This window comes from Bradyrhizobium cajani (assembly GCF_009759665.1).
Classification (GTDB): domain Bacteria; phylum Pseudomonadota; class Alphaproteobacteria; order Rhizobiales; family Xanthobacteraceae; genus Bradyrhizobium; species Bradyrhizobium cajani.
Map to the genome: position 1 here is coordinate 1 of NZ_WQNE01000008.1, position 14,371 is coordinate 14,371.

14 protein-coding genes are annotated in these 14,371 nt (G+C 65.1%); 3 read left to right on the forward strand and 11 right to left on the reverse strand.

Going from position 1 to position 14,371, the window contains the following annotated elements; genetic code table 11:
• The 10 genes from GPL20_RS12250 to GPL20_RS12295 all read right to left on the reverse strand — a co-directional run.
• The coding region (locus GPL20_RS12250; RefSeq protein ID WP_205751163.1) for a transposase at positions 1 to 167 on the reverse strand (167 nt) is incomplete at its 3' end.
• 185 nt (positions 168 to 352) lie between these two features.
• Entirely contained in the window at positions 353 to 1,216 is an 864-nt protein-coding gene (locus tag GPL20_RS12255; RefSeq protein ID WP_157329737.1) for a sugar phosphate isomerase/epimerase family protein, read from the reverse strand.
• On the reverse strand, positions 1,216 to 2,406 hold the full coding sequence (locus GPL20_RS12260) for a dihydrodipicolinate synthase family protein (protein WP_157329738.1): 1,191 nt from the start codon (positions 2,404 to 2,406) through the stop codon (positions 1,216 to 1,218). The genes GPL20_RS12255 and GPL20_RS12260 overlap by 1 nt, the downstream gene beginning before the upstream one ends.
• Before the next feature lie 136 nt (positions 2,407 to 2,542).
• Complete coding sequence (locus GPL20_RS12265) at positions 2,543 to 3,694, reverse strand: Gfo/Idh/MocA family protein (RefSeq protein WP_157329739.1); 1,152 nt, start codon at positions 3,692 to 3,694, stop codon at positions 2,543 to 2,545.
• Positions 3,691 to 5,088 carry a hypothetical protein gene (locus GPL20_RS12270; protein WP_157329740.1) on the reverse strand — a complete coding sequence of 466 codons (1,398 nt, stop codon included), beginning with the start codon at positions 5,086 to 5,088 and terminating at the stop codon, positions 3,691 to 3,693. Before GPL20_RS12270 ends, GPL20_RS12265 begins: the two co-directional genes overlap by 4 nt.
• 4 nt (positions 5,089 to 5,092) lie before the next feature.
• Positions 5,093 to 5,941 (reverse strand): ABC transporter ATP-binding protein, encoded by an 849-nt coding sequence (locus GPL20_RS12275; RefSeq protein WP_157329741.1) that lies wholly within the window; start codon positions 5,939 to 5,941, stop codon positions 5,093 to 5,095.
• 116 nt (positions 5,942 to 6,057) lie between these two features.
• On the reverse strand, positions 6,058 to 7,050 hold the full coding sequence (locus GPL20_RS12280) for an ABC transporter substrate-binding protein (protein ID WP_157329903.1): 993 nt from the start codon (positions 7,048 to 7,050) through the stop codon (positions 6,058 to 6,060).
• A 58-nt stretch (positions 7,051 to 7,108) separates the two neighbouring features.
• Positions 7,109 to 7,918 (reverse strand): ABC transporter permease, encoded by an 810-nt coding sequence (locus tag GPL20_RS12285; protein ID WP_254126519.1) that lies wholly within the window; start codon positions 7,916 to 7,918, stop codon positions 7,109 to 7,111.
• A 202-nt stretch (positions 7,919 to 8,120) separates the two neighbouring features.
• Positions 8,121 to 8,828, reverse strand: coding sequence for a TetR/AcrR family transcriptional regulator (locus GPL20_RS12290; protein WP_205751162.1), 708 nt, complete (start codon positions 8,826 to 8,828; stop codon positions 8,121 to 8,123).
• A 214-nt stretch (positions 8,829 to 9,042) separates the two neighbouring features.
• The gene (locus GPL20_RS12295) at positions 9,043 to 9,891 is read right to left on the reverse strand and encodes a VOC family protein (RefSeq protein WP_157329742.1); all 849 of its coding nucleotides are present in this window, start codon (positions 9,889 to 9,891) and stop codon (positions 9,043 to 9,045) included.
• 231 nt (positions 9,892 to 10,122) lie between these two features.
• Here GPL20_RS12295 and GPL20_RS12300 point away from each other — a divergent pair, with 231 nt between their 5' ends.
• Positions 10,123 to 11,016 (forward strand): sugar kinase, encoded by an 894-nt coding sequence (locus tag GPL20_RS12300; RefSeq protein ID WP_157329743.1) that lies wholly within the window; start codon positions 10,123 to 10,125, stop codon positions 11,014 to 11,016.
• 17 nt (positions 11,017 to 11,033) lie between these two features.
• Positions 11,034 to 11,942: a ribokinase gene (rbsK, locus tag GPL20_RS12305; RefSeq protein ID WP_157329744.1), complete on the forward strand. Its 909-nt coding sequence runs from the start codon at positions 11,034 to 11,036 to the stop codon at positions 11,940 to 11,942.
• Between the two features lie 157 nt (positions 11,943 to 12,099).
• Here the strand turns inward: rbsK and GPL20_RS12310 are convergent, their stop codons facing one another.
• Positions 12,100 to 13,320 (reverse strand): NAD(P)/FAD-dependent oxidoreductase, encoded by a 1,221-nt coding sequence (locus GPL20_RS12310; protein ID WP_157329745.1) that lies wholly within the window; start codon positions 13,318 to 13,320, stop codon positions 12,100 to 12,102.
• 227 nt (positions 13,321 to 13,547) lie between these two features.
• On the opposite strand from GPL20_RS12310, the gene GPL20_RS12315 reads away from it, so the two are divergent.
• Positions 13,548 to 14,342 carry an enoyl-CoA hydratase/isomerase family protein gene (locus tag GPL20_RS12315; protein ID WP_157329746.1) on the forward strand — a complete coding sequence of 265 codons (795 nt, stop codon included), beginning with the start codon at positions 13,548 to 13,550 and terminating at the stop codon, positions 14,340 to 14,342.
• Positions 14,343 to 14,371: the final 29 nt, after the last annotated feature.

A 14,371-nucleotide genomic window follows, 5' to 3' on the forward strand; every position in this document is an offset into this window, starting at 1 on the left:
GTCACCGCCGCCATCGGCTCGACGCTCTTGCGTTCGCAGGGCAACAACAGCCCGGTGCAATAATCCCGAAGCGGTCGCGCTCGATCGGCATGTCCGATCACGCTGACAAGACCATCAACGTAAGCCGTAAACCGCGTTTCGCTGGTTCCTTTCCCTCGGCGACCCATCTCAGTTCCTCTCGATCTGAGTGAATCTGCTCTAATACCTCGATTCTCAGTTCGATCGGATTGCGATTTTCTGACTCAGTAAGACTAAAGCGCGATGAGATTGGGACGAATCGTCATCGCGCTTTAGGTTATTGTTTGAGCATGATCTTTTCGGAAAACCGCTTCACACTTTTCCGGATCATGCTCTAGACCACCGTCTTGTGCCGCGCGATGCAGGTGCGGAGCACCTCGTCCATCGGCTTGCCCCACCAGTCGGTCGAGAAGATCTCGATCTCGGAATAGCCGGCAAAGCCCTGCGCCTCGACCGCGGTGCGCACCGATTTGATGTCGATGACACCGTCGCCCATCATGCCGCGGTCGTTGAGGATGTCCCTGGTCGGCACCAGCCAGTCGCAGACGTGGAAGGCGAGCAGGCGATCCCTCCCGGCACGCGCGATCTGGCCCATCAGCTCCGGATCCCACCAGATGTGATAGACGTCGAGCGCGACACCGAGCATGCCGCTGCGGCCGGGGTCGAGCCGGTCGCAGATGTCGAGCGCCTGTTTTGTGGTGTTCACGCAGGCACGGTCGGCCGCGTAGGCCGGATGCAGCGGTTCGATGGCCAGCGGCAGCTTTGCCTGTTTGGCGTAGTCGAGCATCTCGGCCAGCGCTTCCTCGACTTGCGTCCGCGCGCCGGCGATGTCCTTCGAGGCCTCGCTGCCCGGCCGCGAATATTGCGGCAGGCCACCGACGACGAGAACGATGCAGGGCGCGCCCAGCGCCTTGGCCTCGTCCACACAGCGCCGGTTGTCGTCGCGCACCTCGCTCCGGCGCGCTGCGTCGGATGTGAACATGCCGCCGCGGCAATAACCCGAGAGATCGAGGCCGGCCTCGCGCACCGCGCGCGCAGCGCGCTCGAGCCCGACGGCGGCGACTTGGTCGCGCCAGGGATCGATGGCGCGGATGCCATGTCTGGCGCAGGCATCGATGATTTCCACCAGATCACCCTGCTTGCGGACGGTCGCCGTGTTCAGCGACAGCCAGCGGTGGTCGGACGAGAAATCGCGCATCAGGATTCGATACCATGGGTGGCGAGCACGGTCTTCATCCGCTGCGTCGCGAGTTCAGGATTGGCGAGCAGGCCGGCCTTGTCAGCCAGACGGAACAGCTCGGCCAGATGCAGCGTGGAGCGCGTGCTCTCCTGACCGCCGACCATGGTGAAATGGTCCTGGTGACCGTTGAGATACGCCATGAACACGACGCCGGTCTTGTAGAAGCGCGTCGGCGCCTTGAAGATGTGCCGCGACAGCGGCACCGTCGGTCCGAGTACGTCGTGGAAGCCGGCTTCATCGCCGGCCGCCAGCCGCGACAGCGCGTAGGAGGCCGCCGGTGCAATGGCATCGAAGATGCCGAGCAGCGCGTGCGAGAAGCCTTCGCTGTCGCCGGCGATCAGCTCGGCATAATTGAAATCATCGCCGGTATACATCTTGATGCGCTTGTCGAGCCGCCGGCGCATGTCGATCTCGCGCTGTTTGTCGAGCAGCGAGACCTTGACGCCATCGACCTTGGCGGCGTTGCCATTGATGATGGCGACGGCGGTGTCCATCGCCTTGTCGAGATCTTTGGTGCCCCAATAGCCCGCCAGTGCCGGATCGAACATGTCGCCGAGCCAATGGATGATCACGGGCTGCGCTACCCCCGACAGCACCCGGTCGTAGACCTTGGCGTAGTCGTCGGCGTTGCGGCCGAGCTTGGCGAGCGCGCGCGAGGCCATCAGGATGATGCGGCCGCCGACCTTTTCGACCGCCGAGATCTGCTCCTGATAGGCGCGGATCACATCGTCGAGACTCTTGGCATCCTCGACCGCGAGATGGTCCGTGCCAGCGCCGGAGAACACCAGCGCGTTGCGGCGCTTGGCGGCGGCGACCGAACGCGTGATCAGCTCCAGCGAGGTCGGCCAGTCCAGCCCCATGCCGCGCTGCGCGGTATCCATGGCTTCGGCAACGCCGAGGCCAAGGTCCCAGACGTGCTCGCGGAAGGCGATGGTCTTGTCCCAGTCGACGGCAACCGAAAGCCAGGGATCGTTGTCGGCGAAGGGATCGGCGACCGTGTGCACGGCCGAGAACGCAATGCGGTTGAGCGGTCCCTCGAGCTTCGCCGGGAACGTGCGCGAGGCCGCGAGCCGATAGGTCTCGATCGAGCGATCGGCCTTCGGCAGCTTGAGCGACAATGAAGACATCGGCTGGACGGGCTTGTTCATGATTTCAGACCTCTCCCCGTCATTGCGAGCGAAGCGAAGCAATCCAGAATGCCTCCGCGGCAACAGTCTGGATTGCTTCGTCGCTTCGCTCCTCGCAATGACGGCTTGGTAAACATCGGGGCTTATCCAATCAACTTCAGGCCTTGATCGGGGCGACGTCGATCCAGCGCCGCTCCTTCCAGCTCTTCAGCGCGCATTCCGCGAGCTGCACGCCCTTGGCGCCTTCGAGCAGCGTGAACTTGTAGGGCGCGTCCTCGTAGACGTGGCGGATGAACATCTCCCACTGCTCCTTGAAGCCGTTGTCGTAGGTGACGTTGTCCGGCAGCTTCTGCCAGTCGCCGTAAAAATCGTGCAGCCGCTTCTCGTCGGGATTCCAGACCGGGCGGGGCGTCGCCTGCCGGGCCTGGATCATGCAGTCGGTGAGCCCTGCGACCGCCGAGCCGTGGGTGCCGTCGACCTGGAACGTGACGAGGTCGTCGCGGTAGACGCGCGTGACCCAGGACATGTTGATGTGGGCGATGACGCCGCCCTTGAGCTGGAAAGTCGCGTAGGCCGAGTCGTCGGCGGTCGCCTTGTACTTCTTGCCCTGCTCGTCATAGCGCTCGAGAATGTCGGTGTTGCCGATGCAGCTCACGCTCTCGACCTCGCCGAAGAGGTTGTCGAGCACGTAGCGCCAATGACAGACCATATCCAGAATGATGCCGCCGCCGTCCTCGTCGCGGTAGTTCCACGACGGCCGCTGCGCCTCCTGCCAGCCGCCCTCGAACACCCAATAGCCGAACTCGCCGCGCACCGAGAGGATGCGGCCGAAGAAGCCGGAGTCGCGCAGGAAGGCGATCTTCTTCAGGCCGGGCAGGAACAGCTTGTCCTGCACCGTGCCGTGCTTGACGCCCCTGGCGTTGGCGAGCTTCACGACCTCGACGGCTTCCTCGAAATTCGTTGCGATCGGCTTCTCGCAGTAGACGTGCTTGCCGGCATTGATCGCCTGGGTCAGCAGGCCCGGCCGCGCCTGCGTGGTCGCGGCGTCGAAGAACATGGTGTCGTTCGTGTCGGCGAGCGCCGCATCGAGGTCGGTGGTCCAGCGCGTGATGTTGTAGCGTTTGGCGAGCGCCTCGACCTTGTCGGCACTGCGGCCGACCAGGATCGGGTCGGGCATCACGCGGTCGCCGTTCTTCAAGCGGACACCGCCCTGGTCGCGGATCGCGACGATCGAGCGGATCAGATGCTGGTTGAGCCCCATGCGGCCGGTGACGCCGTTCATGATGAGGCCGAGGCGTTGGGTGGTCATGCCAATTGCTCCTGAACTGATCTTGGCTGTTCGAGCGGGCGGAGTGCAGACCAGTCCGGATGGACCGAGGTCGCAAAGCCCGTTGCGTGAAGCGATCCCGTCAGGAGATCGCCGTTGTGAATGGAAAGCCGGATGCCCTGCCCGGCATCGGCATAGAGATCGGGATGCGCGGCCGCGAAGGCCGCAGCTTCAGCAGCCGGCACCTCGGCAAAGCCGTCGACATAGTGATGGCCGTTGCGCTCGGCATGGGTCACGCCGATGAAAGCCCCGAGCGCGAGGTCCTGCTGCACGGCGAGGCCAGCCTGGCAGGTCAGATCCTCGCCGGTCACGAAGAACCGCTCGCCGCCCGCGCTCCATTTCGCCGCGCGCGTCGCGTTGACGATGGATTTGTAGAGCCCCTTGCAGGACTTCGAGGAAATGCCGCAATAGCCGAGCGCCCGCGCCGCGGGGAATGCATCGTAGGAATCATCGGCCTCGTCGATGATGAAGCCGTGCGCGGACAGCGAGTCCAGCGGCGATTGCCGCGTGATATCGCGCGGCATCGGCTGTTCGACATACAGCAATCGCGAGGCGATCGGCCGCAATGCGGAATCATGGTCGATCCGGTCCATCAGCGCGCGCAACGCCGCCAGATCGGCGTATTGCTCGTTGGCGTCGAGCGTCACCTTGTAGTCGCGCCCCAGCGTGTCGAGCTGCTTGCCGATGCGGGCCAGCCGCGCCGCATCGGCTGCGGGATCGCCCGACAGCTTCAGCTTGAAATAATGCGCGCCGGCGTTCTCGCGTGGATCGGCGACACCGCCCTCGCCTTCGACGGCATCATCGAGGCCGACGGTATGCCTGATGGCAACGCGCGGCAGCGGCTTGCGGCCGGAAAGAAACGTCGTGAGCTCCGCGTCCTTCAGATCGGGCGAAAGCCGCGCATCGATGCCGGCGATGTTGCCGGCCATTCCGTCGAAGAAGCTGGTCCCGGCGGCGCGGAGCAGCGCATCGAGGATCGCCTTGTCGATTTCTGCGGGGCCATAAGCCGCAGCAAGCGCCGGAATGTTCTTTTTCGCGCAGGTCGCGACCTGGGCGCCGATGCACGAGGCATGCAGATCGAACGCCGTCAGAAATCCGGTCCGCGCCAGATAGAGGCCGCGCGCGATCTCCAGCGACCGTCGCAACCCGTCCACCGTCTGCTGCGGCGACAGCTCCGGCCGCTTGTCGAACCATTTCGGCACCAGCAGCTCGGCGCTGGCGCCGACGGCGGTCCCTCTGCCCTCGACCTCGATCTCGACCCGCACGAACAGCTGCGGCGTCGCATTGATGGTCACAGCGCCAAAGCGGAACGGCCGCGCGAAATGCACGGGACGTTCGAAGAATGCGATGTCTCGCAGCTTCAGGCGCGGCGCCATGGTTTTAGTCCAGCGAACCTTGCGAGAAGAAATGCTTGCGGATGCGTTGCACCAATTCCGTGAACACCGGATCCGCCATCACGTCGAGCGAGCGCGGGCGCGGCAGCGGCACGTCGTAGATCGCGGCGACTGCGCCGGGCCGCTCGGTCATGACCAGCACGCGGTCGGCGAGGAATACGGCCTCCGGAATCGAATGCGTGATCAGCAGCACCGTCTTCTTCGTCTCGCGCTGGATCCGCATCAGCTCGACATTCATACGCTCGCGCGTCAACGCATCGAGCGCGCCGAACGGCTCGTCCATCAGCATGATCCTGGGGTCGTGCACCAGCGCGCGGCAGATCGAGGCGCGCTGCTGCATGCCGCCGGAGAGCTGCCAGGGGAGCTTCTTCTCGAAACCTTCGAGCCCGACCAGCTTCAACAGCGACTTGGCACGATCGAGATATTCCTGCCGCGGCAGCCGCTTCATGTCGATCGGCAGCATGACGTTGTTGAGGATGTTGCGCCATGGCAGCAGCAGCGCGTTCTGGAAGACGATGCCGACATTGCCGTGCGGCGTCGTCACCTTCTCGCCCTCGACCAGGATCTCGCCCGTGGTCGGCGGCAGCAAGCCCGAGATCAACTTGAGCAACGTGGACTTGCCGCAGCCGCTTGGGCCGACCACGACGAAGAACTCGCCGTCATTGATGTGGAAGTCGAGCGGCCGCAGCGACGGCACATCGCCGTCGCGCGTCCGGTAGGTCTTCGACACGCCCGACAGCTTGATGCCCGACGCATCGCCGGCAGCCCGGTCGCTCACCAGTCTCAGATGCGCGGCCGGCTGCACGTCACCTACCACCTTCGTTGCTGGGGTCATCTCATCTAGTCCACTCGATAGGAACCGTCATTCCGGGGCGCCCTAAGGGCGAACCCGGAATCTCGAGATTCCGGGTCTGGTCCTTCGGACCATCCCGGAATGACAGTGCTTGTGACTCACGAGCCGCTCTTCGGCAGATAGTCGTTGGTGTAGAAGGCCTTCGGGTTGTCCTTGGCCTTGGCATCGAGCCCGCCATATTCGACCAGCAGATTGACGGTCTCGGTCATGTTCTGGTCGGTGACCTGGAACGGCCGCTTGCTCTTGGTCTCCGCGGTCCGGTAGAGCGGAATGGTCAGCTCGAAGCCCTGCGTCAGCGTGTCGATCTTGCCGCCCTTGGGGTTGGCATCGAGGATCGACTGCGCCGCAGCCCTCGGCTCCTTCTCGGCGGCTTCGACCGCCTTGGTCGTCGCCGACATGAAGCGGCGAACGAGGTCGGCATTCGCCTTCACATAGTCGGCGTTGGCGATGATGCCGGAGGACACCATGTTGATGCCGTAGTCGGCGAACTTGATCGGATAGACGTCCTTGCCGGTGGCGTCCTTGATCTTCATCGACTGGTCCATGACGTAGCCGAGCAGCAGGTCGGCCTGGCCGTTGATGACGGCGTTGAGCTTGGTCTGGCCGTCGCCGGCCACGGTCTGAAAGTCGCTCTCCTTGAGGCCCGTCTTCTTCAGGAACAGCGGCCAGATCTGGGTCATGGAATCGGCCGGCGTGATCGCCACCGTCTTGCCCTTGATGTCCTCGGGCTTCCTGATGTTCTTGTCGACGAAGCCCATGGCGGACATCGGGCTGGTCTGGAGCAGCACGCCGGTCGCGACCACGGGCGCGCCCTTGATCGCGGCGCGCATCATGGTGGGAACGTCGACGTAGCCGAAGTCGGCGGTCTTGGCGGCAACCGCCTGGGTGGTCGCAGCCGAGCCGCGGCCTTCCTGGATCTCGAGGTCGATGCCCTCGGCCGCGTAGATGCCCTTGGCCTTGCCGTAATAGAACGGCGCGTGCTCGCCATAGACGTACCAGTTGAGCATCAGCACGACCTTGTCGGCTGCCTGCGCCGGCATGGCCGCAAACACCATCAGCGCCGCTGCGACAGCCCCTATCCACCGCTTCATCATTGCTCTCCCTTGTCGTTGTTGCGACGGCCGTTGGTGGCCGTTCATTGGCTTCAGTTTAGGATGCGAAAATCACGTCTTCGCGCTGGCTGACGTGCCAGGGAATGATCAGCTTCTCGATCCGGTCCACGATCCAGAACAGGATCACGCCGAGCAGCGCAAGGATCACGAGGGCCGCGAACATGGTCGGCAGGTCGAAGGTGCCGATCGAGCGCTGCATCACGTAGCCGATGCCGGAATTGGAGCCGACGAACTCACCGACGACGGCGCCGACCACGGCGAGCGTCACCGACACTTTGAGACCGGAGAAGATCGCCGGCAGCGCGTGCGGCAGGTTCACCGCGCGGAACACCTGGAAGCGGCTGCCCTGCATGGCGCGAGCGAGATCGACCATGTCGGGGTCGACGGACTTGAAGCCCTGCACGGCGGAGACCACGACGGGGAAGAAGCCGAGCAGGAACGCCGAGATCACCTTAGGGATGATGCCGAAGCCAAACCAGACCACGAACAGCGGCGCGATCGCGATCTTGGGCACGGACTGGGAGAACACCAGCAGCGGATAGACGTAGCTCTCCACCGTCTTCGAGCCTGCGATCAGCATCGCGACGGGGATGCCGAACAGTGCCGACAGCAGGAAGCCGCAGACGGTCGCATAGGTGGTCGGCCACGACTGGCGCAGCAGCTCCGGCCATTCGGTACGCAGCACGGCGACGACGTCGAGGGGGGACGGGATCTGATAGGCGGGGATCCGGAACAGGCGGATCGACAGATCCCAGACGACGACGATGCAGACCAGGAACAGAAACGGCCGCACCCAGGCCGCATTCAGCATCTTGGACAGCGCGCTTTGCGGCTTCAGTTCAGCCACGTCTCACTCCCGGCAGTCTTGTTGTTCGGGCGAGAAATTAACCCGTTGGATAAATACTGTCCAGAGCTTTCCCTGTGACGTTTTGTGCTGGGTTCCCCGTCATGCCCGGGCTTGTCCCGGGCATCCACGTCTCTCCTGCGCTTGGACGCACGTGGATGGCCGGGACAAGCCCGGCCATGACGAATGCGGAAAGTTTGGAAGACTAAACCGTCTGCGCCACCGCAGCGCGCGACTTTGGCGCTTTGGCGATCTCGAACAGCTCCGCCGATCGTCCCGTCAGCGCGGCGAGCACGAGGCCGACCATGTGCGCCAGCCGCTCGTCCTTGGCCTCCCTGGCGAGCAGGTCCCGGCCGAAGATCACGCTGAGCGTCGCCGAGTTCGAGAGGTAGAAGAAGCAGAGTCCCGCGATGGAGATGTAGAGCTGCACCGGATCGACCGCGACCTGAAAGTCGCCGCTGTCGACGCCGCGCCGCACCACGGTGCGGATCATCTCGACGAAGGGCGAGTGCATCGACTTGACCTTGGTCGAGCGCTTCAGGTGTTTTGCGCGCGCGAGGTTCTCGGTCTGGAGCAGCGACAGGAATTCGGGATTGCGCAGGAAGTAATTCCAGGTGAACTCGATCAGGCGGCGGATCGCCTCGGGCGGATCGAGATGTTCGAGATCGAGCCCGCGCTCCTCGCTGCGGATCTTGTCATAGGCGCCTTCGAGCACCGCAAGATAAAGCTCGTCCTTGTTGCCGACGTGATAGTAGAGCATGCGCTTGTTGGCGCCGGCCTTGGCCGCGATCCTGTCGACGCGCGCGCCGGCGAGACCGTGGGTGGAAAACTCCTGCTTGGCGGCTTCGAGAATGCGCAGCCGCATCCCCTCGGGGTCGCGCTGCCATTTCAGAGTTCGCTTTGCCTTCGCCAAACCGGTTGCTCGCTGGGTGACCGTCCAGATCGCATTTATCACGGGCGCGGCGCGCCGCATAGTTTCGTCATTGCAGGCTCGTCGGGACGTAGGAGAGGCAGGCGCCTGCCTCAACCCGTCATTGCGAGCGCAGCGAAGCAATCCAGACGGCCTCCGCGGGAAGATTCTGGATTGCTTCGCTGCGCTCGCAATGACGAGTGGAGAGACCGCCCCGTCACTCCACCGGCTTCGGCGAGCGCTCCAGCAACACGGTCGGGATGCCGCAGGTGCCGGTCCTGACCGTCATGATCCGCGTGCCCGGCTTGCGGCCGTTGCGGACCTCGGTGACGTCGAGGCCGCCAGCGATCAGGCGGGCACGCGTCGCGTCGATGTCGGCGACGCGCCAGCTCAGGCCCCAGAGACGGTCACGCAGGGCGTCGCCGCCGGCCACGGGACGGCGCACCACCTCGACGATGAGGTCGCCGCAGCGGAAGAACATCAGCTGGCCCCAATCCTGGTGCGAACGGTCGAGCGCCAGATCGAGCCCGAGCCGCGCGCCATAGAGCGCGGCGGCGCGGTCGGAATCCTCGGTGGTGACCACGACGTGGTCGAGCGCGTCGATCGGCGCGATGGCGGTCACGGCCGATTTGGGGCGCTCCTCGGCGAGCTCGAGGAAGAACATGCGCACGCCGCGCGTGAGTTCCGTGGCGGCGCGCGTGCGCTTCCAGTGCAGGACAGCATCGGAGTCCGCATCGCTGCTTTCGACCTCAGCGACCGGGTCCGGTCTCAAGGCCACCCGCTCCAGCCGCCGGTGCATCTTGCCGATGTCTGCGACGCGAAAGCACAGGCTGGCGAGCACGCCCTCCTGGTCGTCGAGCAGCGCGCGCATCCGGTCGGCGGTCACGCTGAAGCCGCTCGGCGCCATCAGCTCGATCGTCATGTTCTCGAGGGTGAACAGCACCCGGTCAGCGCCCTCGCCGGAGTTCTGCCAGGCCGGCGCGCGGGCGAGCAACCTCTGATAGGCAGCCTTGGCCGCAGCGATATCCCTCACCAGAGCGACGACGTGATCGAGGCCGGTGATCATCTTTCCCCCTCTTGGTCGACCGATTGATCGACCATTGTCGACCTGGAACCGCGGGCCGAAATACGGCATTTGCCGGGCTTGGCATTACCCGGTGATGGTCGTATTCCGGCACCATGCTGACCTCAAGCGCTTCGGGCGGCAGTTTTGCGAATAATTTCAGCGGTCCATCCGCGGAACCGGTGCTAGAGTAAGCGCGCCCGCCGGGATCACCCAGCGCATCACGGACAAGCAATGCAGGCTCTCTTCATCGGACAGACCTATATCGACGTCGTCTTCATCACCGACCACATGCCGACCGGCGACGAAAAGCACGTGGCCTCGGATTACGCGGTCTCCTTCGGCGGCAATGCGGTGACGGCGGCGTTCTGCTGCGCCAAGCTCGGCATCGTGCCCGACCTGATCGCCACGGCGGCCAATGACTGGCTGGGCCGCATGTTCCAGGACATGTGCGCGAAATACGCGATCTCGCTGCACGGGCGGAAGGTCAATCAGTCGTCGCTCTCCTTCATCATGCCCAAGGACGGCAAGCGCGCCATCGTCCGCTGCCGCGACGACGAGCACATCCATCCGTTCCCGATGCTCAATCTCGGCGGCTGCCGCGCGCTGCATGTCGACGGCCATCAGCCCGACGCGGCGATCCACTACGCCAAGGTCTGCCGCGAGGCCGGAATTTTGACCTCGCTCGACGGCGGCGGCCTGCGCACCAACACGCATGAGCTGCTGGAATTCATCGACGTCGCGATCGTCGCGGAGCGGCTATGCGAGCAGATGGACCTGACGCCGGAGAAGATGCTCGACTACCTCAAGGGCCGCGGCTGCAAGATCGGCGGCGTCACCATGGGCGAGAAGGGCCTGCTCTGGTACGACGAGACCGGGACGGTCCAGGTGATGCCGGCGATGCCGATCCCGCGCGAGCGCGTGATCGACACCAATGGCGCCGGCGACGTCTTCCACGGCGCCTATGTCTATTCCTACCTCGCCCATCCCGGCAAAAGCTGGCGCGAGCATTTTGATTTTGCCCGCGCCGCTTCGACCTTCAAGATCCAGCGCCTCGGCAACGAGGCCGGCCTGCCGACGCTTGTCGACATCGCCAAGGTCAGGCACGAGTTCGAGGTCAGGGTCTAGCATTCGTCGAGGTCATCATGGGGCGCGTCTTCGTCGCCGGCAGCATCAACATGGATGTGGTGGCGACAGCCGATCGCCATCCCAAGGTCGGCGAGACCGTCGCCGGCCGGCAGGTGCTGTATTTTCCAGGCGGCAAGGGTGCGAACCAGGCGGTCGCCGCGGCGCGGCTTGGTGCCGGGACCACGCTGATCGGCCGGCTGGGCAAGGATTCGTTCGGCGCTGAGCTCCGGACATTCCTGGGCGAACAGGGCATCGATCTCGGCTACGTCCAGGAGACGGCCGATGCGCACACCGGCACCGCCATCATTACGGTCGCGGAGGCCGACAATACCATTGTCGTCATCCCGGGGGCCAACGCACTTGTCAGCGCGGATGATGTCGGCGTCGTGCCGCTGCTGAAGGGCGACGTCGCCGTCAGCCAGTTCGAAATTCCGCTGCCGACCATTGCCGCGTTTTTCCAGCGCGCGCGTGCAGCCGGGGTCACGACACTGCTCAACCCGGCGCCCGCACAAAAAATGTCCGGCGAGCTGCTCGCGCTGGTCGACATCCTCGTGCTGAACGAGACTGAGCTCGGCTTCCTCGCCGGCACCGAGCTCGCCGACGGCGACGAGGCCGCCCGGATCATCGACGTCGCGCGAAAACGTCAGGCGCGTGCGGACCAGACCATCTGCGTCACCCTCGGCACGCGCGGCGTGCTCGCGCTGGCGGGGCGCGAGGAGATCGCGGTACCCGGCCGCGCGGTGAACGCTGTCGACACCACGGGCGCCGGCGACTGCTTCGTCGGCGCACTTGCAGCGTGCCTCGCCGATGGCGCCGCCTTGCCCGCCGCGCTCGCCTTCGCCAACGCCGCCGCCTCGATCAGCGTGCAGCGCATGGGCGCCGGGCCGTCGATGCCGACGGCAAAGGAAGTTAAGGCGGTTTTGTAAGACGGAGCTTCTTCTTCGCCTCTCCCCGCCTGCGGGGAGAGGCGGACAAGCGAAGCGTGGCGGGTGAGGGGGAGCCTCCGCGAGTCCGACTATCACCGTCCCCGCGGAGAGTCCCCTCACCCCGACCCTCTCCCCGCAAGCGGGGCGAGGGAGAAGATCACGCCAGCGCGCTCTTCAGATCGAAGCTTTCATCGGCGGCCTGCTCCGGCGTGATCGAGCGGTCCATGGCCTGCAATCGGCGGCCGAACATGTGGTCACCGGCGCGGTTGATGGATTCGATGCCGAGCAGACTGTCGCCCTTGTAGCAGAAGGCCGAGAACGCCTTCTTGGCGGGATCGCCGCGCAGCACGACGCGGTCGTAGCCGGTGGTGAGGCCGGCGATCTGGAGCTTGTCGTCGCCCTGGTCGCTCCAGAACCAGGGATGGCTGTCATAGACCTTCCTGTCGCCGGTCAGCCGCGCCGCGAGGCAGCGGGCGTGGTCGGTGGCGTTCTGCACCGATTCCAGCCGCAGCGAGCCGCCGAAGCGGGGGCTGGCGAACAGCGCGCAGTCGCCGATCGCGGAGATATTGGCATCAGCCGTCGAAAGATACTCATCAACGATGATGCCGGCGGCAACGGGAAGCCCCGCCTCCGCCGCAAGCTCGATGTTCGGCAGCACGCCGACGCCGACCACGACGAGGTCGGCGGGCAGGTGCCGTCCGTCGCTCAAGGAGACGCCGGTGACCTTGCCGCCTTCGGCCTCGATCGCGGTCGCCTGCACGCCGAGGTGGATGCGGATGCCGGCCTCGCGATGCCGCGCCTGAAAATACTCCGAGACCTCCGCCGTCACCGCGCGCGCCATCACGCGCGGGGCAAGCTCGAGCACGTCGACCTCAAGGCCCTTGATCCGCGCAGTGGCCGCGAATTCGAGGCCAATGAAGCCGGCCCCGATGACCACGACACGCGTCTTCGACGGCATGATCTTGCGCAGCGCCTCGCTCTCGTCGAGGATGCGCAAATACTTCACGTCAGGCAGGTTGGCATTGGGCAGGTCGAGCAGCCGGTTGCGCGCGCCCGTGGCCAGGACGAGGTGGCCGTAGGGCAAGGTCTCGCCCGAAGCGAGAAGCACCTTGCGGCCGGCGCGGTCGATCGAGACGGCGCGGCCCGCGATCAGCTCGATCTTCTGGTCCTGGTAAAACTTCTCCGGCCGGAACATCAGGCTCTCCGGCCCGGCGGAGCTCTTGATGTAGCCCTTGGACAGCGGCGGCCGCTGATAGGGCAGATGCGCCTCGTCGTTGATCAGGCAGACGCGCTCGGAAAAACCCGCCTGGCGCAGGGATGCCGCGACCTGGTAGCCGCCATGGCCGGCCCCGACAATGACCACCGGACCATCCGTCATTGGAACAGCCCACTTCCGGAGACACGAGCGTGACCCATGTCGTCTCCTCTCTCGCTGATTTTGGTTTGCTGGCCTTACGAGGAGCCGGCGCTCGTGTCCGTCCCTTGGCGAAGGCGGGCCCATTTGAGCCTATCGTTCCGCCCAGCGCAAGGGCGACGGGCGGGGATTGTCTCCCTTCGCCTTCTGCGATTTAGTTCGAGCCTTGACCTCTTGCCGGGGATTTTAAGATGCCTGCTCCAATCTCAAAGCCCGACGATCCCGCGCTGCTGCGGGTCGACGGCCCGATCGCGACCATCACGCTCAACCGCCCCGCCGCGTTCAACTCGATCAATCTCGCCATCGCGCAGAAGCTCGAGCAGCTCGCCGCCTATATCGAAGGCGACGACGCAATCAGGGTGGTGGTGATCGAGGGCGAGGGCCGCGCCTTCTCGGCCGGCGGCGATCTGCAGACGATTGGAGCCGCGGCCGAAGCGGGCACGGTGACGCCGGTCGTCGGCGAGCTCCTGAAGCACTATCACGCCTTCATCGAGATCATCAGGCGCATGCCGAAAATCTCGCTGTCGAGCGTCCATGGCTCGGCCGCCGGCGCCGGCATGGGCCTCGCCTTCGTGACCGACCTCTGCATCGCCGCTGATGATGCCAAATTCACGCCGGCCTATGCCAAGATCGGCGTGTCGCCGGACGGCGGCTCGACCGTCGGCATCGTCGGCACGGTCGGCTCCCGCCGCGCGCTCCAGATCTTCCTGTCCGAGGACAATTTTACCGCGCAGCAGGCGTATGACTGGGGTCTGGTCGCCAAGGCCGTTCCCGCCGCCGAGTTGAAGGCGGCCACGCGACAACTCGCCGAACGGCTGGCGCAGAACCCGCCGGCCGCGATCGCCGGCACCAAATCGCTGGTCTACCAGGCCGCCACCACGCCGGTGAAGCAGCAGCTCGACGCCGAGGAGCACAGGATCATCATGGCGATGAACACGGAGGCGTTTCGCGCCGCCGTGAAGAAGTTCACGAGCAAGGGCAAGTAGCGCCGACCAACACCGATCTGAGTTACATC